The following is a 22,766-nucleotide window of genomic DNA, read 5'->3' on the forward strand; positions in this document are numbered from 1 at the left end:
GTCGGTGGTCGCCGGCCCGCTCCTCACCTGGCTGCTCGCGGTACAGCGCAGCGACGAGTCCATAGTCATCGACGTCCTGACCTACCAGCTGCTGGTCATCGTCGCCGCGCTCGTCGGAGGCATCTGGCCCGCCCTGTACACCGCGGTCCTGTCCGCGATCACGCTGGACTTCTTCTTCATCGAACCCCTGCACACCATCACGATCGACGACCCGGTCCACCTGATCGCGCTGGTCCTGTACGTCGCCGGCGCCGCACTGGTCAGCTACATCGTCGACAAGGCGGCGCGTCAGACGCGTGCGGCCCGGCGCGCCAGGGCGGAGTCCGAACTCCTCGCGACGATCGCGGGCAACGTCCTGAGGGGCCAGGACGCGCTCCAGGCCCTGGTCGACCGGACCCGGGAGGCCTTCGGGCTCGACGCCGTACGGCTGCGCTCCGGGGACGAGGTCCTGTCCGCGTCCGGGCAGACGCCGCAGGACGGGGAACCCGCGGTCGTCCAGGTCGGCGACCGCGCAGCCCTCGAACTCCACGGCGCCGCCCTGGGGGCGTCCGAACGGAGGGTCCTGGGAGTGATCGCCGCGCAGATCGACGCGGCGCTCGAACACCAGGACCTCAGCGACACCGCCGGCGAAGTCGGCCCGCTGGCCCAGAACGACCAGGTCCGTAGCGCCCTGTTGTCGGCGGTCAGCCACGACCTGCGCAGACCGCTGACCGCGGCGACCACCGCGGTCAGCAGCCTGCGCTCGTCCGACGTGAGCTGGTCCCCGGCGGACCGCGACGAACTGCTCGCCACCGCGGAGGAGAGCCTGACCACCCTGACCGGCCTGGTCACCAACCTCCTCGACGTCAGCCGCCTCCAGGCCGGGGCGCTCGTGGTGACGCTCGCCGACACCGACGTCGACGAGGTGATCCTGCCGTCCCTGGACGAACTCGGACTCGGCCCGGCCGACGTCGACCTGGAACTCGACCCCGACCTGCCGCCCGTGCGCGCCGACGCCGGCCTGCTGCAGAGGGCCATCGTGAACATCCTCGCCAACGCCGTCCGGTTCTCACCGCGCGGCCTCAACGCGCGCGTGGCCACCAGCGCTTTCGGGGACACCGTCGAGATCCGCGTCATCGACCACGGGGGCGGCGTCCCACCCGGGCGCAGGGACCAGCTGTTCGTCCCGTTCCAGCGCCTGGGCGACACCGACAACACGACCGGTCTGGGCCTGGGCCTCACCCTGTCCAAGGGCTTCGTGGAGGGGATGGGCGGCGGACTCACCGCAGAGGACACCCCCGGCGGAGGCCTGACCATGGTCATCTCCCTGCCCGTCGCCGACGGGCGCGCCTCCGGAAGGAAGGACCGATGAAGATCCTGGTGGCCGACGACGACCCGCAGATCCTCCGCGCCCTGAGGGTCACGCTGCGCGCCCGCGGCTACGACATCGTCGTCGCGACCAACGGCACCGACGCCCTCAGGGCCGCTGTCGAGCAGCGCCCCGACCTGTACCTGATCGACCTGGGCATGCCCCACCTGGACGGTGTCGGGGTCATCGAGGGCATCCGGGGCTGGACGAGCGCCCCCATCCTCGTCGTCTCCGGGCGCACCGACTCCGTGGACAAGGTCCGGGCGCTGGACACCGGGGCGGACGACTACATCACCAAGCCCTTCGCCATCGACGAGCTGCTCGCGCGTGTGCGTGCCCTGACCCGCAGGGGCCTCGGCGGCGACACCGAACCGGTCGTCCGGGTGGGGGAGCTGACCATCGACCTCTCGGCCAAGACCGTGACCCGCCCCGGCCCCTCCGGTGTCGAGGTCGTGCGGTTGACGCCCACGGAGTGGCGCCTCCTGGAGGTCCTCATCCGCCACTCGGGCAAGCTCGTCACACGGCAGACGCTCCTCTCCGACATCTGGGGGTCCGAGCACGTCCAGGACACCGGATACCTGCGCCTGTACATCTCCCAGATCCGCAAGAAGATCGAACCGGAACCGAAGTCGCCGCGCTTCCTGATCACCGAGCCGGGCATGGGGTACCGGTTCCGGCAGGACGGCACCGACGGGGGCCACACGTGAACCCGCGCTCCAGGCGGAGGCCGCGACGCCCCGGCCCGCCCCGGCCGTGGCAACGCCCCGGCCCGCCCCGGCCGTGGCAACGCCTCGGCTCGCGTGCAGGGCGGTGGCCGCGGCACATCTCCCGACGGCTCAGCCCGCCGCAGCTCACCGTGCTGGCGTTCGCCCTTCTCGTGCTCTGCGGTGCGCTCCTGCTGTCGCTGCCCGCGGCCACCGAGAGCGGGGAGCGGGCGCCGTTCGCCACCGCGATGTTCACCTCCACCTCGGCGGCGAGCGTGACCGGACTCGCGGTGGTCGACACAGGGGACCACTGGTCCCACCTCGGCCAGACCGTGATCCTGGTGCTCATCCAGGTGGGAGGCTTCGGCGTCATGGCGCTGGCGACCGTGCTCACCCTGGTCGTGGGCCGCCACGTGGGCCTGCGCATGGCCGTGCGCGCCGGTTCGGAGGCCAAGGTCGTCACCCTGGGGGAGGTGCGCCGGATCACCCTCGGCATCCTCGTGGTGACGCTGTTCTTCGAGGCGGTCCTCACAGTGGCCCTCACACTGCGCTGGTGGCTCGGGTACGACCTCCCGTTCGGCTCCGCGGCCTACCTGGGTCTCTTCCACGCTGTCTCGTCCTTCAACAACGCCGGGTTCTCACCCTTCGCCGACAGCCTCATGGGGTTCGCCTCGGATCCGTGGATCACGGTGCCGGTCGCCGTGGGGGTCGTCGCGGGCGGGTTGGGCTTCCCCGTGTGGGTGGAGCTGTGGCGCTCCACCCGCCGCAGGGGCGAGCGGCACACCCTGTCGGTCCACGTCAGGATCACCCTGTCCGTCACGGGGTGCCTCATCGCCGTCGGCTTCCTGGCCTTCCTCGCCCTGGAATGGAACAACCCGGCCACGATGGGCGGGATGGACCTGCGCGGCAAGCTCCTCACCGGTTTCTTCCAGGCGGTGATGCCGCGCACGGCGGGCTTCAACAGCCTGGACTTCGGTGGGATGAACACCCAGACACTGCTGGTCACCGACATCTTGATGTTCATCGGCGGCGGCAGCGCGGGGACCGCGGGAGGCATCAAGGTGACGACGTTCGCGGTCCTGCTGTTCGTGGTCCTGGCCAACGTGCGGGGGGAGCCCACCGTGCACGTCGGCAACCGCCGCCTGGGTGAGGGCGTCGCCTCCCAGGCGGTCACCGTGGTGCTGCTGGCCCTGTCCCTGGTCCTGGCCGGCACGCTCACGCTGATGACGATGACCACCTTCACCCTGGACGAGATCCTGTTCGAGACCACGTCGGCCTTCGCCACGGTCGGCCTGTCGACCGGAATCACCGCGGACCTTCCGGTCCCGGGGCAGATGGTGCTCGTCTTCCTGATGTTCGTCGGCAGGATCGGCCCGATCGCCCTGGCGTCGGCCCTCGCCCTGCGGCGCCGGGCACGCGCCTACGAACTGCCCGAGGAGCGCCCGATCGTCGGCTGACGCGCCCGGCGGCACGCCGGGTCCGGCCGGGGAGCGGTGCGAAGGCCTCGTGGGTGGGTTGCGCAGCCGGTACCGCCGCCCCGGCCCCCGGGGCGGCGGTACCGCTCAGCGGGGTGAGGGAGCCCGGTCGGCCGGCCGGTCGGAGAGGCGCCGTAGCAGTGTCTCCGCCGGACCCCGGACTCCTCGGACGTGCATCCACGCGGCCAGCAGGACCGAGGCCGCCCAGACCGCGGTGGCGACGCCGTAGGAGCCAGCGATACCCAGTTCGCCGCTCAGGTCCAGGGTGAACGGGTAGAACAGGGCGACGAACACCACCGACTGGAACAGGTAGAAGGTCATCGACCTCTGCCCGAGCGCGGCGAGCCCGGTGGTGACCCGTCCGCGGTCGCGCCCGATCCGGATCGCGACGAGTCCGACACAGGCCGCCATGCCGATGCCGCCCGCGTAGCCGGCCAGCGTGTGCGCGGTGGTGAACACCCAGACCAGCGCCGCGGAGTCGCTCTCCCAGACCCCGGTGAGCAGAAGGGCCAGGGGGAGCCTGCCCATCAGCGCCGCACCGAGCAGCAGGACGCAGGAGCGGCGCAGGAGCACCGTGTGCCGCTCCGGTTCGTCGAGGATCCGGCGCCTGGCGGCCCAGACACCCCACAGCAGACCCGGAACCACCACGAGGACGGAGACGAGCGTCTCCACGGGCCACCCCCTGAGGTTGAAGAGGACGTGGTGGACGGGGCTTTCGGTCATGTACGGCACCAGCGTGGCCGCACCGCCGCCGGTGGTGGTCCACGCCGTTACACCCTGCCACGCGATGAGGAGCGTCGCGGGGACCGAGACCAGGGCCGCTGTCCACAGCAGGGCGGAGTCCCGGGAACGGACCAGGGGCGCGAGCATGAGCAGGGTCAGACCGTAGACGGCGATGATGTCCAGGGGGACCAGGAGCGCCGCGTGCGCGAATCCGATGGCCAGCAGCCAGAAGCCCCGGCGGCGCAACAGCGCGCGCAGGGACGTCCAGTCCCCGCCGCGGTCGAGCTGTCGCCGTGCCAGCTGTCCCAGCCCGTAGCCGAAGAGGAACACGAACATCGCGCGGGCCTGGTTGTCCGTCACGAGGTACTTGATGAACTCGGCGGTGGCGTTGAGCGGGGCCGGGCCGCGGGTCCAGTCGCCGACGAACGCGGGGGCGTGCGCCAGCGCGATCACCAGCAGCATGACGCCGCGTGCCAGGTCCGGCGCCAGGGACCGGCCGTCGGTGCCCCCGGGGTCCGGGGCGGGAGGGGAGGGGTTCATGGCGTCGCGCTCCGAGACGGGGTCGTGCGAGGCCCCGCGGGGCCGGGCCGGCAGGTGCGGGCCCCGGCTCCGGGAGTTCTTCGTGGGGGGTGCATGGCGGCGGCTCCTGTGATGGAGGACGGGGGCGTGGCCGGCTGGCGCGACGCCCCGGGGGAGGGTGGTGCGGGCCCGGAGGCAGCCGGCCGGGGTGGGGCCCACACCCCCGGACGGGGCGACGACGCGGCTGTCGCCGCGAGGGGTTCGCCGGGCCGGTACCCGCCGACCAGGTGGGCGGACGTGGGTGCCGGGGTCAGGGCGGCCGTGCCCGTGCCGTCCGGGGTACTGGTCGGGCTCGTAGCGCGTGTTCAGGCGCGGCGGACCACGATGTCGCCGAGGCCGGTGCGGGCACGCACCCGGACGGTCTCCTCGGAGGCATGGGGGCCGTCGACGGGTTCGAGGGCCTGGTGGACCTTGCCCAGACGGGTGTCCACATCCAGCCAGGCGGCGGAGGACTCGCGGATGCCGACCTCGACCTTTCCGGCGGTGGTCCGGAGGGCGACCTGGCCGCGGGCCACCTCGCCCACGGTGATGGAACCGTTGGCCGACCTGGCATCCACCCCGGCGTGTGCCACGGCGACGGTGATGCGGCCGTTGGCCGACCTCGCCCGCAGTTCGCCGACGACCTCGCCCACCGTGGTCTCACCGTTGTGGTTCGTCACGGTGGCGGTCCCTCCGACCCGGCCGACGTGGACGCGGTCCGAGCCCGAGACGTCGGCGTCGGTGTCCACCGCGTCCACCCGGACGGTGCCGTAGCCGCTCTTCACGGTGGCGCTGCGGGCCTCCGCGACCTGGATGTCCCCGGCGGAGACGCGCAGACCGAGGTCGCCGAGCCGTCCCTCGCAGAGCAGGTCCCCCACAGCGGCCTCTGCCCGCACATGCGATCCGGCGGGGAGGCCGATCGTGATGTCGACGGAGCCGCTCCTGCCGAACAGGGAGCGGTTTTTGGGCCCCCTGACGAGCAGCTTCTCTCTGGTGCAGGTCACCCTGGTCCGCTCGGCGTCCCGGACGTCGTTCTCCTGCGCGGCGTCGCTGGGCCGGACGTCGACGACGGTGTCCGCGCGCTCGCCCGCGGTGATCCGGACGGTGCCGATATCGAATTCGAGGGTCACCGAGACCGGTTCTGGCGTGTCGAAACTGGGCATGGCTGTCCCGTCCTCATGGCTCTGGGGCGTGTGGCCGCTGGTGGGTGGTGTGAAGGGGGCCCTGTGCCGGCGGGTCAGCGGACCCAGCCGGTGAAACCCTGACGTCCGCCGGAGCGCCGTAGCGCGACCGGCTGCTCGGGCCGGTCGCCGGGCTCCAGGGCTGTGGCGAGGGCCCGGACGAGCCAGGCGTTGACCGACAGCCCCTCCTGTCCTGCGGCGGTCTCGGCGCGGGCCTTGAGGTGGGCGGGGAGCCGGAGGTTGATGCGTGCCGGAGCCCCGTCGTCGTCCGCCACGACGGGCGGTGCCGGTGCCCGCGCGGCGCTCGGCACCGGTTCGCCTTCCTCCGGGGGCTCGTGATCCTGCGGCGGTGTCACTACGAACTCCGGGTCGAGCCCGCGCAGCCGTACCTCGACCGACCCCGGTGCCAGGTCCCGGGTGACCTCGGCCATGGCGTCGGACAGCGCGTGCAGCAGCGTCAGCCTCGCGGCCGCGTCCAGGGGGGCGGTGAGCCGTTCGGCGAGGGCGCGGGCCTCGTCCCCGCCCGCGTCCGCCGCGGTCGCGAGTTCGTTCCGGAGGTTGTCGACGTACGGCGTGAGTTCCATGGCATCATAATGGCACATATATGGCGCCATTCAAGACCTAGGTGGCGCCATTTTCTGGCGGCGAGGAGAGTGCCGGCGCAGGCGGAGGCCGCCGTTGCGGAGAAGGAGCGGTGGCCGCACCGGAAGCGCCGTGGCTTCGGGGTGGCGAGAGGCGCCGGTGTCAAGATGGCACCGCGATGGCGCCGTCTACGGACGCGCCCCGCTCCTCGGAGGGGCGGTACCTGTGACGGCTCCATCGCACATGTGCTGTCCGGGCTCCGGGGGGACATGGGGTCCATCGGGGCGGCCGTGGGGGCAGGGCGGCCGAGCCCCCTTCGAACGGAACCCGGGTCAGGCGTGGGAGGCCACCTCGGCCAGGACCTCCTCGGCCGCGCGGTACCCGCTGCTGACGGCCCCGTTGAGGGTTCCGTTGCACGGGAAGACCGCGGTCTCCGTCGCCGCCCAGCGGAGCGGTCCCACCGGGGCGCGCATGAGGGGGCCGAACTCGGTCAGGAACCCGGGAGGCATGGGGGACTGGTAGGCGCGGCTGTACGGGGTGGAGTCCGGCAGGGTCTGGTGGAGGGAGACCGGATCGGCGGCCAGGGGTCCGAGCACACCGCTCAGGTTGTCCAGCAGCAGGGCCCGGTGGCGGTCCGGGTCGTCGGCGATGCTCTGGTCCGCGCCCAGGGGGTCCGCCTCGCCGAACGTGTAGGTGTGGGCCACCAGGCGCCCCTGGGAGGACTCGGACGGGCTGTCGTCGATGGTCCACGCGGGAATGCCGTCGTCGAAGTGCAGCTCCCCGGAGAGGCCGAACCCGCGCCAGAAGGGGCGCCAGTAGACGATCTCGGTGCGGATGACCTCGGTCTGCGGCCACTGCCGCTGGAGCCGGCGCCTGCTCGGCGCCGGAGCGGGGGTCATGTCCAGCCGGTCGGCGTCCGAGGGCGGGACCGCGATGACCACGTGGTCGGCCGACAGGGAGCCCCAGTCGCCGTGGAGCAGCGCCCGCTCGCCGCCGTGTTCGATGCGGGACACGTGGTGGCCGGTACGGAGGTCGTCCCCCGCCCACGCGGCCAGTCTGCGCACCAGGAGGTCGGGGTCCAGGCGTAGGGGCCGCTCACCCCTGGCCGGTGTCGGCCCCAGGTGGGCGAGCAGCCACAACATGCTGATGCGGTCGGCCGGCAGGGCGGCGGCCAGGGTCAGCTGCTCCTCGACCAGTTCGAGCAGTTCCGGGTCGGAGGTGTGCGAGCGCAGCCACCCGCGCACGGTCAGGGCGTCGAGTTTCTCGGCGTTGGCCGAGCGCCAGGGCTCGGCGAAGTCGATGCCCTCGCAGCGCCGTGCGATGCGACCCAGGATCCACTCGTTGCGCAGCAGGGTCCACCAGGAGGAGTCCAGTGGCATGTGCTCGTCACTGGCCTCGCTCTCGCCGTCCTCGTCGATGCGCAGGTCGCTCAGCGCGGGGTCGTCGGGCAGCTCGTCGACCGGTACGTCCAGGGCGGACGCCAGGTCCAGCAGGTCCCGGTCCGTCCGCCGCGCGTACATGCTCGCCGGGGGGACCCCGTCCGGCAGCGGGGCGCCCGAGGCGGCCGCGCGGCCCCCGGCCGCGGGCCGGCCCTCCAGGACCACCACCGAGCGCGCGCCCGCCTCCCTCAACCGCCACGCCGCGGCCAATCCCGACAGTCCGGCTCCCACGATGACGACGTCGCTGTGCTCCACGGCCCGCTCTCTCCCCGCTCCCGAGTTCCTGTGCTGGATCAACGGTCCCAGGTGCGGCGTAGTGCCCCGGACGGGGGCCCGGAGCGGTCCCCGGCGCAGCGGGCGGGTGCGGCGGGCGGGGACAGCCCCGGCGCCGGGCGGTCACCGAGCGGTGGATTCCCGGGTCAGGAGGTCAGGACCTTGACGAGCCGGTACACGTCCTCCTCCGTGTTGTACAGGTGGAACGACACCCTGAGCCGCCCGCCACGGGTGGACGCGGCGATCCCGGCCTCGCGGACCCGGCGGGAGAGGTCCTCCGAGACGGCCAGGGACACGATCGCCGACCCGGCCGGCGGGAGGTCCAGCGCCGTGAGCAGCCGGTCGCCGAGCCCGGCGTCGTGCTCGCGGATCGTCTCCGCGCCGACCTCCTCGATGAGCTCCAGGGCGGGTGTCAGCCCGACCCACGAGAACCAGACGGGAGCCAGGTCCAGGCGCCGCGCCCCGTCGGCGAGCCGCAGGGGGCCGCCGTAGAGGGAGTTCCAGGGGTCGGTGGCCGCGTACCAGTTCGCGGCCAGGGGTTCGAGGTCGGCCAGGGCCTCCGCCGTCCCGGTGAGGAAGGCGCAGCCGCGCGGTCCCAGCAGCCACTTGTAGGTGCTGCACACCGTGTAGTCGACCCGTTCCAGGGGCAGTGGCAGCCATCCCGCCTGGGTGGTGTCCAGCATCAGCCGGGCCCCGTGCTCGGCGCAGGCGCTGAGCAGATCCTCCAGAGGCGCGAGGGCGCCGTTGGAGGACTGCACCGCCGAGACGGCGACCAGGGTCGTACCCGGGCCGACCTCGTCGGCCAGCCGGTCGAGCGGGACCTCGCGGACCCGGACGCCGTGCGGCTCGCGGGCGAGGAAGGGGTGGACGACGGAGCTGAACTCCTGGGAGGCGGTCAGGACCTCGGAGCCGGGCGGCAGACTCGCGGCGATCGTCCCGACGAACTGGGAGGCGTGGGCGCCGATCGCGATCCGGTCGAGGGGGACTCCCGTCAGGCGGGAGTAGGTGGTGCGGGCCGCCGCGATGCCGGGATCCGCGTCCGCGGGGGAGAAGCGTCCGGCGCCCACCGTGCGCAGGTGCCGTTCCAGGTCGAGGAGGGCCGTGCGGGGAGTCAGCCCGTGGGTGGCGGTGTTGAGGTACGTGGTCTCGGGAGAGAACTGCCGCTGCGCCGAGCGCAGGCGGTCGCGACTGGAGTCGTGCATGCTCCGATGCTCGCCGTCCGCGGGGCGGCACTCAAGGTCCAATCGGGCCCGGAGCGGACTCCGCCGCGGTGCGGGGCCCGTGCGGTACCGGGGCCGCACGGTGGCCGAGCACGGCCCCGGACGCGGTCAGCTGCGGAACTTGGCCTTGGCCTCGGTGGACCCGGCCATGAGCTTGTTGAGCAGGCGGACGAGTTCTGTGCGCTCCTCGGGTTCGAGGGACTCGGCCCAGGCCGTCTCGCGCCGGTTGTGCGCGCGGAACCCGCCCAGGATCGCCCCGTACCCGGCCTCGGTGAGGGTGAGCTGGAGGGCGCGCCGGTCGTGGGTGGCGCGCTCGCGGACGATCAGCCCGTCGCGTTCGAGGGTGTTGAGGAGCGCGGACAGGGCGGCCCGGCTCATGCCGGAGATCTCGGCGGTGGTCTTGGCCTCCATGGGGCCCGCCAGCCACAGCGCGAAGATCACCCTGAACCCGGGCCAGGTGAGCCCGCGCGGGCGGTGGACGGAGGACTCCAGGTCGTAGATGACCATGCTCGTGGCCCGGTTGAGGGTGAGGACCATGCGCATGGCGTCGGCGTTGACGGAGGGGAGTTCCTGTTCGGCCTTCTGCACCGCGTAGTCCACGAATGACCAGAAGGTGAGATCGCTGGGGGGCGCGGTGTCATGGGTCACGCCGACCAGCCTAGCCCCTGGCGGGCCGGGGCCGTGGGCCGAGGGATCGCCGGTCCGCGTCCGTGTCGCGGCGGCCCGGTGCGCCCGGCGGATGCCGGGGTCCGCGGGTCCTTCACCGGTCCGGGGAGTGCGGCGGGGTCCGCCGGTACCCCGCTGGTGTGGCGTGTGGTGCCTGCGGGGCGGGCGGGGTGCGAAACGGCTGGCGGGGGTGCGTGGCGGATCCCCGGGTAGCCTTGGCGTGTGATCTGTATCACTGGATGGTCGGCCCCACGTCTCTTGGCCCTGTGGCGTGGAGCACGTTAGGGTCGGAATCATCAAACCTTTGATCAATTGGGTGGCCGCAGCCATCCTGAGCGAGTGAAGGGTCCTCAGACCATGGCAGCCAAGCCGTTCGCCTCCTCCGCCGACACCGAGGCCAAGCCGCAGACCCTGGAGGTCCTGGCCGACGGGGTCTACGCGCTCACCGCGGAGGGCGACCCCAACGTCGGCGCCATCGAGGGCGAGGACTTCGTCGTCGCCTTCGAGGCCCTCGCCACCCCCGCCGCCGCGCGCGACTGGCTCAAGATCCTGCGCGAGCAGACCGACAAGCCCGTCCGCTACCTGGTGCTCTCCCACTACCACGCGGTGCGCGTCCTCGGAGCCAGCGCCTTCGACGCCGAGATCATCCTCACCCACGAGAAGACCCACGAGCTCATCCGCGAACGGGGCGAGGAGGACTGGGCCAGCGAGTTCGGCCGCATGCCCCGCCTCGCCAAGGACGCCGACTCGGTACCCGGCCTGACCTGGCCCACCCAGACCTTCGCCGACCGCACCACCATCGACCTGGGCGGAGACAGGGGAGAGCTCGTCCTGCAGTACTTCGGCCGCGGCCACACCGAGGGCGACATCGTCGCCTGGCTGCCCCGGCAGAAGATCCTCTTCGCCGGCGACCTCGTCGAGGCGCAGGCCGCCCTCTACACCGGCGACGCCTTCCACAAGGACTGGGCCGGGGCGACCCTGGACAGGGTCAAGGCCCTCGGCGCGCAGATGCTCGTCGGCGGGCGCGGGGCCGTCAGCCGCGGACGCGACGAGGTCGACGCCGCCGTCGAGCAGACCCGCAACTTCCTCGACGTCATGATCCGCGAGGTCGGCGCCGTCCACGAGCGCGGCGGCACCCTCAAGGAGGCCTTCACCGCCACGCACGCGGCACTGGAGGACGACTACGGCCACTGGCCCATCTTCGAGCACTGCCTGCCCTTCGACGTCTCGCGCCTGTGGGACGAGTTCCGGGGCATCGAGCGGCCGGTCATCTGGACGGCCGAGCGCGACCGCGAGGTGTGGGCCCAGCTCCAGGGCTGACCGCCGGCCCGGATCCCCGGCCCGACCGGGGACCGGCCCCGGCCACCACCACCGACTCCGCGCCCGCACCGGGGCGCCCCAGCCGAACGGAGCCCGACATGCGACCCCCTGCTCCACGCACCCCCGCCGACACCGGTACCGCCCCCGTCCTGGTGCTCGGAGCGGGACCGGTCGGCCAGACCGCGGCCCTGCTCCTGGCCCGGCGGGGCGTCCCCGTCCTGATCGTGGACGGCCGTCCCGAGCGCGACGCCGTGGGCTCCAAGGCCATCTGCCAGCAGCGCGACGTGCTCGACGTGTGGGACTGGCTGGGAGCGGGCGGACTCGTGGGGGAGGGGCTGACCTGGGACACGGCCCGCACGTTCTACCAGGGGCACGAGCTGTTCAGCGTCCACCTCGCCGACCCGGGGGCCTCGCCCCTGCCCCCGTTCGTCAACATCTCCCAGTCCCGTACCGAGGAGGTCCTCGACGAGCGCCTGGCCGCGGCCGGGGTGCGGATCCGCTGGAACCACCGGGTCACCGGCATCACCCAGGACGCGCAGGGCGTCACCGTCGAGTGCCACACCCCCGAGGGGCCGGCCCTCCTGCGCGGCTCCCACGCCCTGTCCTGCCTGGGCGCCCACGGCGGCGTGGTCCGCGACGCGCTCGGGCTGTCCTTCGACGGCACCACCTTCGAGGACCGCTTCCTCATCTGCGACATCCGCGCCGACCTTCCCGGCTGGGAACGCGAACGCCGCTTCTACTTCGACCCCGAGTGGAACCCCGGCCGCCAGGTCCTCATCCACCCCTGCCCCGACTCGGTGTACCGCATCGACTGGCAGGTCCCGTCCGACTTCGACCTGGAGGCGGAGGAGGCGGGCGGGCGCCTGGACGCGCGCATCCGCCAGATCGTCGGGGACAAGCCCTACGAGATCGTCTGGCGCTCGGTGTACCGGTTCCACACCCGCGTGGTCGAACGCATGCGCTCGGGGCGGGTCCTCCTACTGGGCGACAACGCCCACCTCGTGGCGCCCTTCGGCGCACGCGGGCTCAACTCCGGCGTCCAGGACGCCGAGAACGCCGCCTGGAAGCTCGCCTACGTCCTCGCGGGGTGGGCGGGCGAGGAGCTCCTGGAGAGCTACCACACCGAACGCCACGCCGCCGCGCAGGAGAACGCCGAGGTCACCGGCGCCACCATGCGCTTCCTCGTCCCCCACGGCGACGACGAGCACCACACCCGCGTCACCGTCCTCGAACGCGCCCTCACCGAGGACTCCGCCCGGGCCCTGGTCGACTCCGGCCGCCTCGCCGAACCCTTCTGGTACACCGGGTCCGCCCTGACCACGCCCTGCCCCGAACGCCCCTTCGGTGGACGGCCGCCCCGGGGGGCGACGCCCTCCCCGTGTCCGGGCGTGATCCTCCCCGACGCCCCGGTCAGCGTCCCCGACGCCGTCGGGTCCGGTACGAGCGCGGTGGAGCGGATCCGGCCGCTGCTGCGCGAGGGGCTGACCCTGCTCCTGGGCCCCGCACCGGAGGGCCTCGACCCGGACCTCTTCCTGGACGCCGCGCGCACCGCCGCGCGCGAGGCCACCGGCGCCCCCGTCACCGCCCTGTACCTGGACGACGTCGACACCACGGGCGCGCTCGCCGCGGCACTGGAACCCGACCCCGGCCAGGTGTGGCTGGTGCGCCCCGACGCACACGTCGCCGCCGTCGTCCCCGGACACGACCCCGGCGCCGTCGGCGCAGCCGTCCGTACCTGCCTCGGGCTCACAGCCGCCGACGGACCCGACGACCGGTCCGGGCGGACCCGGCGCGAACGGCCCGCCCGGACCGCCTGACCCGGCCCGCCGCCCCGCACGACCCCCGAGAGCGGGCCAAAGGACCGCAGACCAGCTCGAACCAGAACCGGACAGCACGGGTGCGACCACCGTCGCGACCGTCCCAGCCCACGGTGAGGAGAGAACACCGCCATGGCCCACTACCGTCGGATCGGCGAGGTGCCGCGCACCCGCCACACCCAGCACCGCAACCCCGAGGGCGGCCTGTACTACGAGGAGCTGATGGGGGAGGAGGGGTTCTCCGCGGACTCCTCGCTCCTCTACCACCGCGCCATCCCCTCCGCCATCGTCGACGCCGCCGAGTGGGAGGTGCCCGACCAGGCCCGCACCCGCAACGCACCGATGGTCCCGCGCCACCTGCGGCTCCACGACCTGTTCACCGGTGAGGACTGGAAGGCCGCCGACGTCGTCGCGTCGCGCCGCCTCGTCCTGGGCAACGACGACGTGCGCATCTCCTACGTGGTCGCGGGCGCGCCCTCCGAGCTCTACCGCAACGGCATCGGCGACGAGTGCGTGTACGTGGAGTCCGGCACCGCCCGGGTGGAGACCGTGTTCGGCCTCCTGGAGGTCGGCCAGGGCGACTACGTCATCTTGCCGCGCGCCACCACCCACCGCTGGGTACCCACCGGAGACCAGCCGCTGCGCGCGTACGTGGTGGAGGCCAACAGCCACATCGCCCCGCCCAAGCGCTACCTGTCCAGGTACGGACAGCTCCTGGAGCACTCCCCCTACTGCGAACGCGACCTGCGCGGCCCCTCCGAACCGCTGCTGGCCCAGGGCGAGAACGTCGACGTGCTCATCAAGCACAGGGGCAGCGGTCCCGGGGGCATCTCCGGCACGCGGTACACCTACCCCGAGCACCCGTTCGACGTCGTCGGCTGGGACGGCTGCCTGTACCCGTACGTCCTCAACATCGCCGACTTCCAGCCCATCACCGGCCGCGTCCACCAGCCGCCGCCCGTCCACCAGGTGTTCGAGGGCAACAACTTCGTCATCTGCAACTTCGTCCCCCGCAAGGTGGACTACCACCCCGGGGCCATCCCGGTGCCCTACTACCACTCCAACGTGGACTCCGACGAGGTCATGTTCTACTGCGGCGGGAACTACGAGGCCCGCAAGGGGTCCGGCATCGGCCAGGGGTCCATCTCCCTGCACCCCGGCGGCCACTCCCACGGGCCGCAGCCCGGCGCGTACGAGCGCAGCATCGGCGCCGAGTTCTTCGACGAGCTCGCGGTCATGGTGGACACCTTCCGCCCGCTCGACCTGGGTGAGGGGGGCACCGCCGCCGACGACGGCGGATACGCGTGGACCTGGGCCGGAGGAAAGAGGGAGCGCTCGTGAGCGGAGTCCTGTACCGCAAGCTGTTCGACGACGCCGCGCTGTTCCCGCCGGGCAACGCGCCGATGGGCGAGGCGCTGCCCGCCCACCGGGCCCACCTGGCGGGCCGCCGCGCCGGGTACGTCGGCCCCTTCCTGGTCTCCGACGCGCGCGTGGCCGAACTGCGCACCGTCCTGGGCAGGGAGCGCAGGGACGGGGACGACCGCCACGCGAACCCCGGGGGCCCCGGGCCGGGGGGCGCCGACGCCCCCCTCACGGTGGCCGTCACCGTCCCGGGCGGCGCGGAGGAGGTGGGGGCGGCGGTCGACGCGGTCCTCGCCGATCCGGCGCTGCGCCTGTCCGCGGTCGAGGTCGCCGCCGCACCCGGCCGCACCCGGGAGGCGGCGGAGGCGCTGCGCACCCACCTGCCCGACGGCGCCGAGGGGTTCGTGGAGGTCTCCCGCCAGGGGGACGTGCACGCCGACCTGGTGGCACTGGTCGGCACCGGCCACCACGCCAAGTTCCGCACCGGGGGGCTCACCCCCGAGGCCCACCCGGGCGAGCAGGAGCTCGCGGAGTCCCTGTACGCGGCGGTCGGGCTGGGCGTGCCGTTCAAGTGCACGGCCGGGCTCCACCACGCGGTCCGCCACACGTCCCGGGAGGGGTTCGAGCAGCACGGCTTCCTCAACGTGCTTCTCGCGACCGGTGTCCTCCTCGGCGGCGGGGCCGCCGAGGACGCCGCCCGCGTCCTGGCCGAACGCGACGGGGCGACCGTGGCCGGACTCGCCGCCAAGCTCACCGACGAGGAGGCCGAGACCGTGCGCGGCACATTCCGCTCCTTCGGCACGTGCAGCGTCACCGACCCCCTGGAGGACCTGGTCGTCCTGGGCGCCCTGCCCGCACCCGGGCCGCGGTGACCCGCCCGTCCCCGACCAGCCCCCGGCCCGTCCCGGGGCCCGGCCCTCCACCGGGCCGGCCCGGGACCGACCCCGATCCACCGACCGTCCACTCCCAGAAAGCACCGCTCATGCCCGACAGCTGGCTCGACCTCGACCCGGACGCGCAGTTCGGCCTGGCCACCCTGCCCTACGGGGTGTTCAGCACCGGCCCCGACACCGAACCGCGTGTGGGCGTGGCCGTCGGAGAACACGTCCTGGACCTCGCAGGCGCGGCCCGCGCCCTGGGCGCCCCGTTCGCGGACACCGTCGCCCGGCCCGACCTGGACGCCCTGCTGGCGGCCGGACGCCCGGTGTGGGACCAGGTGCGGTCCTCCCTCACCCGGTGGCTCACCGACTCCGTCCACGCCGAGACCGTCCGTCCGCACCTGGTGGACCGGTCGTCGGTACGCATGCACCTGCCGTTCACCGTGGCCGACTACGTGGACTTCTACGCCTCGGAGCACCACGCCACCAACGTGGGCCGTATCTTCCGCCCCGACCAGGAGCCCCTCACTCCGAACTGGAAACACCTGCCGATCGGCTACCACGGCCGCTCGGGCACGATCGTGGTGTCGGGGACCGACATCGTGCGCCCCACCGGCCAGCGCAAACCGCCGACCGAGCCCGCCCCGGTCTTCGGGCCGTCCGTGCGCCTGGACATCGAGGCCGAGGTCGGTTTCGTGGTGGGCACGCCCAGTCCCATGGGCGAGCGCGTGGAGGTGGACTCCTTCCCCGACCACGTGTTCGGCGTGTTCCTGCTCAACGACTGGTCCTCGCGCGACCTCCAGGCCTGGGAGTACGTGCCGCTGGGGCCGTTCCTGGGCAAGTCGTTCGCCACGTCCGTCTCCCCGTGGGTCGTGCCCGTCTCCGCCCTGGAGGCGGCCCGGGTCGAGCAGCCCGCCCAGGACCCCGAGCCGCTGCCCTACCTTCGGGGGACGCGCCCCTGGGGCCTGGACCTGCGCCTGGAGGTCCGGCTCAACGGGCACGTGGTGTCCAACCCCCCGTTCGCCCAGATGTACTGGACCGCCGCTCAGCAGCTCGCCCACATGACCGTCAACGGCGCCTCGCTGCGGACCGGTGACGTCTACGCCTCCGGCACCGTCAGCGGCCCCGGGGCCGACCAGCGCGGCTCCCTCCTGGAGCTCTCCTGGAGCGGCAAGGAGCCCCTGCGGCTGCCCGACGGCACCGAGCGGGCCTTCCTGGAGGACGGTGACGAGGTGGTCATCACCGCGACCGCCCCCGGCCCGGACGGCGCCCCGGTCCACTTCGGAGAGGTGGCGGGCCGGATCCTCCCCGCGAGGTAGTCCGGGCCCCGGAGGCCGCGGCCGCGCCGACCCCGTGGTCGGCGCGGCCGATCGCGCGGGCCGCGTCGTCCGGGCGGAGCGCGGTCGGGTTCACTGGCGGCATGGTGAACTCCGCACAGCCGCCCCGGCACAACCCCGACATCGTGCTCTTCGACCTCTTCGGCGTCATCGCGTGCCACCAGTCGGAGGAGGGCAGGGACCAACTGGTGGTGGCGGCGGACGCACACGTGCCCGCACCGGCCTTCTGGAAGGCGTACTGGGAGCTGCGGCCCGACTACGACCGCGGTGACGTGGACGGTCCGGGCTACTGGGGCCGCATGGCCCGGGCCCTGGGCGTCCGCTTCGACGACCGGCGGGTCGCCGCCCTGGTGGCGGCCGACATCGCCAGTTGGAGCGCCGTCGACGCCGCCATGGTCGACCTGGTCACGGAACTGGCGGACTCGGGCCGGACCGTGGCCCTGCTCTCCAACATCCCCGAGGAGCTCGCCGCCCACTACGAGGCCGAGCACCCCTGGTTCGGGCGCTTCCGGGTCCGGGGACTCTCCTGCCGCATCGGCCACGCCAAACCCGAGGAGGGCGCCTACCTCTGGTGCAGGGAGGCCCTGGGCGCGGACGCGGAGCGCATCCTCTTCGTGGACGACCGGGAGGTCAACGTCCGCGCGGCCGAGGGGGTCGGCATGCGCGGCCACGTCTTCACGTCCCGCGAGCGCCTGTCGGAGGCTCTGGCCGGGTAGTGCCCGCACGGCGAACGGGCCGGGCGGCTGCTGCCGTCCGGCCCGTTCGCGGGGCGTGGGTGGGCGGGGTCTACCCGGCGGACCCGGCCCGGCTGGGGATGGCGTCCAGGTCGTCGTCGCGCGTCTCGCGGCTGATCAGCAGGGCGACGAGGGTGATCACGCCGACCAGGACGAGGTAGCCGCCGACCCAGACCAGGCCGAAGGCGCCCGCGAGCCAGGTCGCGATGTAGGGGGCGAACGAGGCCCCCAGCAGGCCCGCCATGTTGTACGCGACCGAGGCGCCGGTGTAGCGGACGTTGGTCGGGAACAGCTCCGGCAGGACCGCCGCCATGGGGCCGAAGGTCAGGCCCATCAGGGAGAGGCCGATGATCAGGAAGGCCATGACCCCGACCGTGCCCCCGCTGCCCATCATCGGGCCCATCGCGAAGCCGAAGACGATGATCGCGACGGTGACCACGATCAGGGTGGGCTTGCGGCCGAACCGGTCCGCGAGGAGCCCGGAGACCGGCGTGAACAGGGCGAAGAACACCACGCCGATCATCAGGAAGACGAGGAACTGCGAGCGCTCGTAGCCCAGGCCGGCCTCGGGGTCGGTGCCAAAGCCCAGGGAGAACACGGTCATGAGGTAGAACAGCACGTAGGTCGCGACCATGATCAGGGTGCCCAGGACGACCGCCCGCCAGCTGGTGCGGAACAGTTCGACGATGGGGGTCTTGACCCGCTCGCCGGACGCGACGACCTTCGCGAACGCGGGGGTCTCGTGCAGGGTCAGCCGGACCCAGAGGCCGACGACGATCAGCAGGGTCGAGAGCAGGAACGGGACACGCCAGCCCCAGGCCAGGAACGTCTCGTCGCTCATGGTCTGGCTCAGGACCAGGAACACGCCGTTGGCGAGGAAGAACCCGATCGGGGCGCCCAGCTGCGGGAACGTTCCGTAGAAGCCGCGCTTTCCGGCGGGGGCGTTCTCCGTCGCCAACAGTGCGGCTCCGCCCCACTCGCCGCCCAGGCCGAGCCCCTGGCCGAACCGGCAGATCGCCAGCAGGACGGGGGCCAGGACGCCCACCTGCGCGTAGATGGGCAGCACACCGATGCCGACGGTCGCGATGCCCATGGTGAGCAGGGACGCCACCAGCGTGGCCTTGCGGCCGATCCGGTCGCCGAAGTGCCCGAACACCCAGGAACCGATGGGGCGGGCGACGAACGCGATCGCGAAGGTGGCCAGCGACTGGAGCCGCGCCGCCATCAGGTCGCCCTCGGGGAAGAACAGCATCGGGAAGACCAGGACCGCGGCCGTGGCGTAGATGTAGAAGTCGTAGAACTCGATGGACGTGCCCACGAGGCTGGCCGTGAGGACCTTGCGCCTGGGGTTGGTCGGTGGATCGGCCAGGTCTGGCGAGCGTGGGGCGACGTCCGTCATGGGACTTCTTTCCAGGTCAGTGCGGTGTTGGTGGCTGGATGTTAGCCGCGGTGGACACCATGTGAAACATTTGTCTCACCATGTGGACGGGCGAAGCGGTCGTCTCCGCCCGTCGGCACAGGGTCGGAGCGCGGGAGGGCCTGCCGGTTCGGGCGTTCTCGTCCCACTGCGTGGGACGCGTCACGCGGGGCGGGTCCGGGTCGCGGATCCGCTCCCGCGGCGGTGCTCAGCTTCCGGGTACGGCCCCTGTGCGCACCACCCGCGTACAGTTCGCCCGGAACCGCTTGACCAGTTCGCCGTTGGGGCGGTCGCTGCGCTCCACCCACTCCCGGGCGGCCTCCTCGCTCGCCCCGCCCGACACCTGGCGCCGGTGCAGTCTGCGCTCCCGTACCCCGTCGTCGGCCTCCACGTACCAGAGTTCGGCGAACAGCCCCCGCAGTTGCGCCCAGGGGTGGTCGTCGCTCGCGAGGTAGTTGCCCTCGGTCACGACCAGGAGTGTGTGCGGCTCGACCACGTGCCGCGCGGCCACCGGTTCGTGCAGGGTCCGGTCGTAGTCGGGAACGTAGACCGGATGGTCCGTCTCGGTCAGCAGTCGGCGCACCAGCGCCGCGTACCCGTGCGCGTCGAAGGTGTCCGGAGCGCCCTTGCGGTCGAGCCGGCCCAGGCGTTCGAGCTGGGCGTTGGACAGGTGGAAGCCGTCCATGGGCAGGTAACCGGCGGTACCGGGCCCCAGGGCGCGGCCGACCTCGGCCACCAGGTGGCGGGCGAGCGTCGACTTCCCCGCGGCGGGAGGTCCGGTCAGGCCGAGCACGGCCCGGCGGGTACCGCCCGCGGCGGCCTCCCGGGCCAGGGCGAGGGCGTCGGCGACAAGCGGTTCGGGCATGGACACGACCCTATGCCCCGGAGCCTTCCCCCGCCCGCCCGCGCCCGGCCCGTTTCCTGCGCAGGGTCACGGGCGGGAGGGCGGGCCGTCCGCCCGCAGGCCCGACAGGCACACCTCCACCACGGTGTCGGCGAGTCCGGCCAGGGGGACACCGGGATCCATGAGCCACTGCACGAGGCAGCCCTCGATCGCGCCGACCACCACGGTGGCCTCGGGCTCTCCGACACCGGGGCGCAGGTCGCCCTCGTCGGCGGCCTCACGCAGGAGGCCGGCGACGGCGCCCCGGTACTCGCGGTAGACCGTCGCCATGTCCAGGGGGGCGGCGTCACCCCTGTGGCGGCCCGCCGCCCACAGGTCGACCATCACGCGGGTGAGATCGGGTTCGTCCGCGAGCATGGCCACGACCGACCGCACGAGGCAGGTGAGCCGCTCGACGGCCGGGACCCCTGGCGCGGTGATGTGCCCGAGCACGCCGTCGGAGCGTTCGGCCAGCCGTGCGAAAGCGGCGGCCAGCAGGTCGTCCCGGCTGTTGAAGGAGAGGTAGACGCTGCCCTTGGCGATCCCCGCCTCGGCGGCGACGTCCTCGATCCGGGTCGCGGCGAACCCCTGCCGCGCGAACACGCGTACGGCGGCGGACAGGATCTCCTCACGCCGCGCCGACCGGTCGACCCTCTTCGGTGCCATGGGCTCCCCCCTCCGCCGTTGCCCGTACCGCCCCGGGGAGCATATGGCCCAGCAGGAGTTTGACGAGCATGACGGGGGCCAGCCAGGCCAGGGCGTCGGGCACCGGCAGGAACAGCAGTGCGGCGGTCGATCCGGTCGCGGTGGCGCAGAACGCGACGGGCGCGCGCAGGGGGAGCGGTGTGAGACCGACGGCCACGGCGCAGGCCAGGGCGAACAGGTACAGGGCGGCGGCGGTCCACCAGCCGAAGCCGGGCACGAACAGGGCCAGCGCGAAGGGTTGGAGGTGGAGTGCCACGAACCCCGTGTGGTGGCGGAGGGTGCGGCCGGGCGCGTGGTAGCGGCGTTTGGCCGCCGCGGTCGAGGTGGCCACGGCGCCGCCGAAGAAGTCGAAGGCGACGACTGCGGTGACCGCGGTCGCCGCCGCGGGCAGGTCCGCGGCGAGGCAGGCGCCGACGGCGAGGGCGGTGCCCGCCAGGGCACAGGCCAGGGTGGTGGCGAGCTCCCCGGGGGAGGGGTCGGAGCCGACCAGGGCCTTGGTGAACCGGTGCCGGACGCGCGTGGGGGGATCGGCGCGCGGTGCGCGCCGGGAGGCGGCGTGCGGTCCGTGCCCGGGTGCGGCGGGTGTGGAGGCCTTCGGGTGGCCGGTGTCCATGGTTGCTCCGATCCTAAAATGACTGACTGGTCAGTCATAATAAGCCCCGGGGCACGGCACGGAAAGGGGCCGGCGCCGGAGGATCTCCGGCACCGGCCCCTCCGCCCGTCGTTCAGGGCGCGACCGCGGTGGCCGGGGGGAGAGGTGTCAGGGGGCGTGCCCCACGTGTGCCATGGCCTGGCGCAGCAGTACCCCCTGGCCGCCCGTCATCTCCTCGCGCAACTGCGGGCTGGCCGCCTCCTCCGGGGTGAACCACTCCAGGTCCAGTGCGTCCTGCCGGGGCTGGCAGTCGCCCGAGACCGGGACGATGTAGGCCAGCGCCACCGCGTGCTGGCGCGCGTCGTGGAACGGGGTGACGCCCGGAGTGGGAAAGTACTCGGCGACCGTGAACGGCTGGGGCGAACCGGGGATGCGGGGCAGGGCGACCGGGCCCAGGTCCTTCTCCAGGTGCCGGAGGAGGGCGTCGCGCACCCGCTCGTGGTACAGCACGCGGCCGGAGACGACCGAGCGCTGGAAGCTGCCGTCGGGGGTGGCGCGCAGAAGCAGGCCGACATGGGTCACCTGGCCCGCCTCGTCCACCCGGACGGGTACCGCCTGGACGTAGAGGACGGGCATCCGGCCCCGGAGGCTCTCCAGTTCCTCATGGGCGAGCCAGCCGGGCTGGGTGTCGGCGGTTTCGGTCATCGGGTGCGCGGTGGGTGCCCCCGGCCGCGGGGCCGGGCTGCGGTCACCGCTCCCTCCCTTCGTCTTGCTGTCCCTGAGGTCGGCCCGGGGGTCCGGCCCGTGGGCGCGGACACCGGGTGTCACATGTACTGCTTCTACCGCATTCACGACCGTAAAGCACGGTGCGGACCGGATTTCGGGAGTGTCCGAGAGAGATGAGGAAGGGTCCGGAGTCGCGGACCCCGCCGCCGCGCGACCCGGCATCTCAGGACAGGGTGACACCAACCTGTCCGGGTGGCTACATTGGCGAGATTTCGCGGGTTTTTCTCACGGAAAGCCTCCCGTGGCTTCTCTGCAGAGGCTACGATCTCGTACGCGGTTGCGTAGTGGAAAGGTTACGTCTGGTGAGAGGTGGCCCGAGTGGTGATGGATGCCCGGTTCTCTGCCCAGGAGCGTTTCCGCTGTACAGGTGTGACGGTCGTACCCGTCCACGGTGAGATCGACCTCGCCACAGCCGACCGCATGCGCGATCGGCTGCTCCAGGCCGCACACGCCTCACGGTGCGACTGCCTGGTCGTGGACATGTCAGGACTCGACTTCTTCGACGCGAGCGGGGTGAGCGCCCTCGTGTCGGTCTTCAGGACCCTCACCGCCGAGGGGCGCCACGTGGTGCTCGCCGAACCCGCGCCCATCGTCGCGCGCGTGCTCGAGGCACTCGGAATGGGGCGCCTGTTCGAGATCTACCCGATCCTGGAGATGGCACTGACCCACACCAGCGGACTGCGGGTCAACGGCGACCCGATCGGCGACACGGTCCCTGGCGGACCGTGAGCCGGCACCGGCCCCGGCCCCGTGACACAGGACCCCG

At 72.9% G+C, this 22,766-nt stretch carries 21 protein-coding genes; 10 read left to right on the top strand and 11 right to left on the bottom strand.

What is annotated here, in order from left to right; translation table 11 throughout:
• From ACFWTE_RS25515 to ACFWTE_RS25525, 3 genes are all read left to right on the top strand, one after another.
• A partial coding sequence (locus tag ACFWTE_RS25515) for a DUF4118 domain-containing protein (protein WP_378782439.1) occupies positions 1-1,351 on the top strand: 1,351 nt, incomplete at its 5' end.
• Positions 1,348-2,055 carry a response regulator transcription factor gene (locus ACFWTE_RS25520; protein ID WP_378782440.1) on the top strand — a complete coding sequence of 236 codons (708 nt, stop codon included), beginning with the start codon at positions 1,348-1,350 and terminating at the stop codon, positions 2,053-2,055. The genes ACFWTE_RS25515 and ACFWTE_RS25520, both read left to right, overlap by 4 nt.
• Positions 2,056-2,204: 149 nt before the next feature.
• Positions 2,205-3,509, top strand: coding sequence for a TrkH family potassium uptake protein (locus tag ACFWTE_RS25525; protein ID WP_378782441.1), 1,305 nt, complete (start codon positions 2,205-2,207; stop codon positions 3,507-3,509).
• 105 nt (positions 3,510-3,614) lie between these two features.
• On the opposite strand, the gene ACFWTE_RS25530 is transcribed toward ACFWTE_RS25525, so the two are convergent.
• The 6 genes from ACFWTE_RS25530 to ACFWTE_RS25555 all read right to left on the bottom strand — a co-directional run bounded on the left by ACFWTE_RS25530 (position 3,615) and on the right by ACFWTE_RS25555 (position 10,151).
• Positions 3,615-4,790: a DUF418 domain-containing protein gene (locus ACFWTE_RS25530; protein ID WP_378782442.1), complete on the bottom strand. Its 1,176-nt coding sequence runs from the start codon at positions 4,788-4,790 to the stop codon at positions 3,615-3,617.
• 344 nt (positions 4,791-5,134) lie between these two features.
• The gene (locus ACFWTE_RS25535) at positions 5,135-5,971 is read right to left on the bottom strand and encodes a DUF4097 domain-containing protein (protein ID WP_378782443.1); all 837 of its coding nucleotides are present in this window, start codon (positions 5,969-5,971) and stop codon (positions 5,135-5,137) included.
• A gap of 74 nt (positions 5,972-6,045) precedes the next feature.
• Positions 6,046-6,573, bottom strand: a complete 528-nt coding sequence (locus tag ACFWTE_RS25540; RefSeq protein WP_378782444.1) for a toxin-antitoxin system HicB family antitoxin — start codon at positions 6,571-6,573, stop codon at positions 6,046-6,048.
• Positions 6,574-6,903: 330 nt separating this feature from the next.
• Positions 6,904-8,265 (bottom strand): flavin monoamine oxidase family protein, encoded by a 1,362-nt coding sequence (locus ACFWTE_RS25545; protein WP_378782445.1) that lies wholly within the window; start codon positions 8,263-8,265, stop codon positions 6,904-6,906.
• Positions 8,266-8,429: 164 nt separating this feature from the next.
• A complete protein-coding gene (locus ACFWTE_RS25550) occupies positions 8,430-9,485 on the bottom strand; it encodes an aminotransferase class V-fold PLP-dependent enzyme (protein ID WP_378782446.1) in 1,056 nt (351 codons plus the stop codon).
• Positions 9,486-9,611: 126 nt separating this feature from the next.
• Positions 9,612-10,151 (bottom strand): MarR family winged helix-turn-helix transcriptional regulator, encoded by a 540-nt coding sequence (locus ACFWTE_RS25555; RefSeq protein WP_378782447.1) that lies wholly within the window; start codon positions 10,149-10,151, stop codon positions 9,612-9,614.
• A gap of 375 nt (positions 10,152-10,526) precedes the next feature.
• Here ACFWTE_RS25555 and ACFWTE_RS25560 point away from each other — a divergent pair, with 375 nt between their 5' ends.
• The 6 genes from ACFWTE_RS25560 to ACFWTE_RS25585 all read left to right on the top strand — a co-directional run bounded on the left by ACFWTE_RS25560 (position 10,527) and on the right by ACFWTE_RS25585 (position 17,599).
• Positions 10,527-11,489, top strand: coding sequence for an MBL fold metallo-hydrolase (locus ACFWTE_RS25560; protein WP_378782448.1), 963 nt, complete (start codon positions 10,527-10,529; stop codon positions 11,487-11,489).
• 98 nt (positions 11,490-11,587) lie between these two features.
• Entirely contained in the window at positions 11,588-13,306 is a 1,719-nt protein-coding gene (locus ACFWTE_RS25565; protein WP_378782449.1) for an FAD-dependent monooxygenase, read from the top strand.
• 132 nt (positions 13,307-13,438) lie between these two features.
• A complete protein-coding gene (locus ACFWTE_RS25570) occupies positions 13,439-14,647 on the top strand; it encodes a homogentisate 1,2-dioxygenase (RefSeq protein ID WP_378782450.1) in 1,209 nt (402 codons plus the stop codon).
• A complete protein-coding gene (locus tag ACFWTE_RS25575) occupies positions 14,644-15,540 on the top strand; it encodes a hypothetical protein (RefSeq protein ID WP_378782451.1) in 897 nt (298 codons plus the stop codon). Before ACFWTE_RS25570 ends, ACFWTE_RS25575 begins: the two co-directional genes overlap by 4 nt.
• A 110-nt stretch (positions 15,541-15,650) precedes the next feature.
• Positions 15,651-16,865: a fumarylacetoacetase gene (fahA, locus tag ACFWTE_RS25580; protein WP_378782452.1), complete on the top strand. Its 1,215-nt coding sequence runs from the start codon at positions 15,651-15,653 to the stop codon at positions 16,863-16,865.
• 101 nt (positions 16,866-16,966) lie between these two features.
• A complete protein-coding gene (locus tag ACFWTE_RS25585; RefSeq protein ID WP_378782453.1) occupies positions 16,967-17,599 on the top strand; it encodes an HAD-IA family hydrolase in 633 nt (210 codons plus the stop codon).
• 70 nt (positions 17,600-17,669) lie between these two features.
• On the opposite strand, the gene ACFWTE_RS25590 is transcribed toward ACFWTE_RS25585, so the two are convergent.
• From ACFWTE_RS25590 to ACFWTE_RS25610, 5 genes are all read right to left on the bottom strand, one after another.
• On the bottom strand, positions 17,670-19,016 hold the full coding sequence (locus ACFWTE_RS25590; protein ID WP_378782454.1) for an MFS transporter: 1,347 nt from the start codon (positions 19,014-19,016) through the stop codon (positions 17,670-17,672).
• Between the two features lie 226 nt (positions 19,017-19,242).
• On the bottom strand, positions 19,243-19,899 hold the full coding sequence (locus ACFWTE_RS25595) for a nucleoside/nucleotide kinase family protein (protein ID WP_378782455.1): 657 nt from the start codon (positions 19,897-19,899) through the stop codon (positions 19,243-19,245).
• A gap of 66 nt (positions 19,900-19,965) precedes the next feature.
• Positions 19,966-20,583, bottom strand: coding sequence for a TetR/AcrR family transcriptional regulator (locus ACFWTE_RS25600; RefSeq protein ID WP_378782456.1), 618 nt, complete (start codon positions 20,581-20,583; stop codon positions 19,966-19,968).
• Positions 20,546-21,235, bottom strand: a complete 690-nt coding sequence (locus ACFWTE_RS25605) for a hypothetical protein (protein WP_378782457.1) — start codon at positions 21,233-21,235, stop codon at positions 20,546-20,548. Before ACFWTE_RS25605 ends, ACFWTE_RS25600 begins: the two co-directional genes overlap by 38 nt.
• Positions 21,236-21,382: 147 nt before the next feature.
• Positions 21,383-21,919 (bottom strand): NUDIX hydrolase family protein, encoded by a 537-nt coding sequence (locus ACFWTE_RS25610; protein WP_378782458.1) that lies wholly within the window; start codon positions 21,917-21,919, stop codon positions 21,383-21,385.
• A 450-nt stretch (positions 21,920-22,369) separates the two neighbouring features.
• Between ACFWTE_RS25610 and ACFWTE_RS25615 the strand changes: the two genes are divergently transcribed.
• Positions 22,370-22,729, top strand: coding sequence for an STAS domain-containing protein (locus ACFWTE_RS25615; RefSeq protein ID WP_378782459.1), 360 nt, complete (start codon positions 22,370-22,372; stop codon positions 22,727-22,729).
• Positions 22,730-22,766 lie beyond the last annotated feature (37 nt).

Origin of the sequence: Nocardiopsis sp. NPDC058631 (assembly GCF_042716955.1) — a bacterium.
Classification (GTDB): Bacteria; Actinomycetota; Actinomycetes; order Streptosporangiales; family Streptosporangiaceae; genus Nocardiopsis.

Bases quoted from the DNA above. Each gene is read 5' to 3' on its own strand.
- ACFWTE_RS25600 (WP_378782456.1), bottom strand. From the start codon at position 20,583: ATGGCACCGAAGAGGGTCGACCGGTCGGCGCGGCGTGAGGAGATCCTG.
- ACFWTE_RS25535 (WP_378782443.1), bottom strand. From the start codon at position 5,971: ATGCCCAGTTTCGACACGCCAGAACCGGTCTCGGTGACCCTCGAATTC.
- ACFWTE_RS25570 (WP_378782450.1), top strand. From the start codon at position 13,439: ATGGCCCACTACCGTCGGATCGGCGAGGTGCCGCGCACCCGCCACACC.
- ACFWTE_RS25610 (WP_378782458.1), bottom strand. From the start codon at position 21,919: ATGACCGAAACCGCCGACACCCAGCCCGGCTGGCTCGCCCATGAGGAA.
- ACFWTE_RS25565 (WP_378782449.1), top strand. From the start codon at position 11,588: ATGCGACCCCCTGCTCCACGCACCCCCGCCGACACCGGTACCGCCCCC.
- ACFWTE_RS25595 (WP_378782455.1), bottom strand. From the start codon at position 19,899: ATGCCCGAACCGCTTGTCGCCGACGCCCTCGCCCTGGCCCGGGAGGCC.
- ACFWTE_RS25585 (WP_378782453.1), top strand. From the start codon at position 16,967: ATGGTGAACTCCGCACAGCCGCCCCGGCACAACCCCGACATCGTGCTC.
- ACFWTE_RS25520 (WP_378782440.1), top strand. From the start codon at position 1,348: ATGAAGATCCTGGTGGCCGACGACGACCCGCAGATCCTCCGCGCCCTG.
- ACFWTE_RS25540 (WP_378782444.1), bottom strand. From the start codon at position 6,573: ATGGAACTCACGCCGTACGTCGACAACCTCCGGAACGAACTCGCGACC.
- fahA (WP_378782452.1), top strand. From the start codon at position 15,651: ATGCCCGACAGCTGGCTCGACCTCGACCCGGACGCGCAGTTCGGCCTG.
- ACFWTE_RS25590 (WP_378782454.1), bottom strand. From the start codon at position 19,016: ATGACGGACGTCGCCCCACGCTCGCCAGACCTGGCCGATCCACCGACC.
- ACFWTE_RS25605 (WP_378782457.1), bottom strand. From the start codon at position 21,235: ATGGACACCGGCCACCCGAAGGCCTCCACACCCGCCGCACCCGGGCAC.
- ACFWTE_RS25550 (WP_378782446.1), bottom strand. From the start codon at position 9,485: ATGCACGACTCCAGTCGCGACCGCCTGCGCTCGGCGCAGCGGCAGTTC.
- ACFWTE_RS25560 (WP_378782448.1), top strand. From the start codon at position 10,527: ATGGCAGCCAAGCCGTTCGCCTCCTCCGCCGACACCGAGGCCAAGCCG.
- ACFWTE_RS25530 (WP_378782442.1), bottom strand. From the start codon at position 4,790: ATGAACCCCTCCCCTCCCGCCCCGGACCCCGGGGGCACCGACGGCCGG.